This window comes from Steroidobacter sp. (genome assembly GCF_016790065.1).
Lineage (GTDB): Bacteria > Pseudomonadota > Gammaproteobacteria > Steroidobacterales > Steroidobacteraceae > Steroidobacter.
This window is the reverse complement of sequence record NZ_JAEUPY010000852.1, coordinates 1-2,530: the sequence shown is the minus strand read 5'-3', so window position 1 is coordinate 2,530 and position 2,530 is coordinate 1. Positions and strand designations below refer to the sequence as shown.

The window sequence follows — 2,530 nt, the reverse complement described above, 5'->3', positions numbered from 1 at the left end:
TACAGGAGCGCAGATTCGAATGTACCCACAGATAGACCTCGCCAACCAGAGCATGCTCTGGTTGAACGAAGTTGAACCAATACGTTTCGGTGGCGGACGGATGGCGTTCGGGGATATCCGCCAATAGATAATCGGTGGCCGCGCTCACCGAGCCGAAGCCCGGCGCATCGCTGGTCATGTAGTCGAGCGACTTGTTCGAGGTCACTGGCCCTCCTCAGTCATCGCCTCGATCAACTCACGCGACAATCTCGTCAGCATCATTGGCGACTGGTCGGACGGTGCTTCGGCAAAGTGCACTGAGGCTGGCGGCGCGTCTTCGAAGAGTTGCCTTGCGCGCAGGATGATGGTTGCGAGCCACAACGACTTCCAGACGGTGAAGAAATGCACCGCTCTCGTGCTCACTCGCAGCCCGCCCGCTGCGTGATAGGCGGCCATGAACTTGGGCCACGTCGTCATGGTCTCGATCACCGAGTGGATGTACCCCAGGTCTTCCGCCGGATGACCTAGATGAGCCAGCTCCCAGTCGAGCAATGCGCCGAGCCCCTCTTCGTGCACCAGCACGTTATGAAATCCACAATCGCCGTGGACGATGGCGGTTAGACCTTCGGCGTGCTGAAGGTTGTCGCGTAACCAAGCGAACGCCGCTATCGCGGTTACGCTCGGTGTGCGTGCATTGGTCGTCCACTCGATGCGCATTGCTTCGAGTGCCGCGGCGAAGTCGGCTTTGCTCTGTTGTTGTCTTGAGGCGGCGAACAAGTGTCGCGCCGGTTCGACTGGTAACGAATGCAGGATGCCTAGCTGTTCAGCCAGTCCCAGTGCCAATGCTTCCGAAGGATGAGCGCTGAAGGCCCCGCCGGCCATGCGACCCGGGAGGTGCGACACCAGCGCAAATCGGCCACCGAGGACGCTTTCGTCGTCTTCGAATAAATAGGGGCGCGGTAGACGGAGCGAGTTCGAATGGGCACTGAGGTGTTGGAGCAGCGGGTATTCGTCGCGTAGCGAGGTTTGCAGAGTGACGCCGGTGACTTCTTTGCGCAGCACTGCGCTGTTGGGCAGACCGTCGAATCCTTCCAAAGTTAGTAACGCGGTCTGCTTGGTTCGGCCGCCGGAGAGCCATTGCAATTCCGCTACGCGGCCATCGTTTGAGTTGTGCCGGCGAAGATATTGTTCGAGCCGGGATCGGATGTCTGTTGTGTCGGCGACGTGCCCGCCACGCGCCGTCAGCAAAGAGCGCCAGTAGTTTTCTGTCTGGGCTTCGCGCTGTTGGAGTAGTTGGCTTTCTTCACGCAGCAGATCGAGGAATTCGGCGTCGCTGCTCGCGACACCTGACGCTTGCAGCTCGATCGCTCGATCACTGGCAGCACGCGCTTGGTCTCGTTGCGGCCCGGCGGTGAGAAGGTTCTCTAGCCCGAACTGTTCCAACACGAGCTGTGTTGCTTCGGTACGGCCTTGATAGTCGGGCTCGCAAAGAGCCGCGGTTTTGAGTTGCTCCGCTGCTCGCAGCAGCACGCGCTGGCAGCCGTACAGCGCCTGCCGTGCACCGGCGGATTGCAGCTCGGGCCGAATGCTCGCCTCCAATTCCGCGATGACGGCCGATAGATAATGAACGACGCTCATCGTGGCTCCCGCTCGGTAAGAGTTGCTCTTACTGCGCGCAGCTTCTCGGGGGAAACGCCGCCGGCGGTTCGCAGATACGCCTCGATGGTCTCGTGCTCGGTCAGAATCTGCGCCAGCGCGCTCGCGAGAAAGTCTCGTCGCACGCTCATTATCATATCCATCGTCGACGGCGTCGGCGTGGCGCCGATCATCGCCGTGATGGTGGCTGCGATTCTGCTCTCTTGCCGCTCTCGATGACGGCGGCGAGCCGTTTTCATGTAGTCGCGCATCACCGTCTCACGCGGCACTCCTAGCGACAACAGCAACACCGCACACAGAAACCCAGTCCGATCCTTGCCCGCCGCACAGTGAACCACCAACGGCAAAGCACTCGCATCCGCCAGCTTGTCGAACAAACCAGCAAGACCTGGCGCAGCGGCGCGAGGCATGTGCTCATAGACCTTCCGCATCATCCGCGCAGCGCCCTGATCGGTCGGATCTTCGCGTAGCAAAGACGCGAAATGACTATCCCCGGTGCGTGGATCGCCATTGAGATCCAAATGCACAACGTCAACGCCTTCTGCCTCATGCCAACAAGACGGCGTGTGCCGGCGTTCAGAAGAGGTACGCAAGTCGACCACCGTGCGAATCCGCAAACGATCGAGCAACGCTTGGTCTCGCGGCGTCGGATCGGCCGCCAGATCGGAACGAAACAACACCCCACGACGCACACGACCGCCGTCGCGCGTCCGGCAGCCGCCGAAGTCGAGAAAGTTAGGCGCGCACTGCAGCCGAATCATGAGACTTCAATAGCTCCGCAAGTAACCCTCGGCACTGGACGTAGTCGATGAAGGCACACGCGCCCAGCAGCAACTCGCGGTGTTGATCCGAGATATAGCCGCCGGCTGCCACCAGCGTCGCGGTGTTCCGAAAC

Annotated in this window: 3 protein-coding genes; all 3 read right to left on the bottom strand. The window is 60.8% G+C overall.

Annotation, left to right across the window (positions count from 1 at the left end; all coding sequences use genetic code 11):
• A partial coding sequence (locus tag JNL55_RS34310; protein ID WP_293865490.1) for a hypothetical protein occupies window positions 1-205 on the bottom strand: 205 nt, incomplete at its 3' end.
• Window positions 202-1,617: a phosphotransferase family protein gene (locus JNL55_RS34305; RefSeq protein ID WP_293865488.1), complete on the bottom strand. Its 1,416-nt coding sequence runs from the start codon at window positions 1,615-1,617 to the stop codon at window positions 202-204. The genes JNL55_RS34305 and JNL55_RS34310, both read right to left, overlap by 4 nt.
• Complete coding sequence (locus JNL55_RS34300; protein WP_293865485.1) at window positions 1,614-2,396, bottom strand: tyrosine-protein phosphatase; 783 nt, start codon at window positions 2,394-2,396, stop codon at window positions 1,614-1,616. Before JNL55_RS34300 ends, JNL55_RS34305 begins: the two co-directional genes overlap by 4 nt.
• Between the last annotated feature and the right edge of the window lie 134 nt (window positions 2,397-2,530).

Excerpts from the sequence above, each read along its gene's own strand:
- JNL55_RS34305 (WP_293865488.1), bottom strand. The coding sequence starts at position 1,617 with ATGAGCGTCGTTCATTATCTATCGGCCGTCATCGCGGAATTGGAGGCG.
- JNL55_RS34300 (WP_293865485.1), bottom strand. The coding sequence starts at position 2,396 with ATGATTCGGCTGCAGTGCGCGCCTAACTTTCTCGACTTCGGCGGCTGC.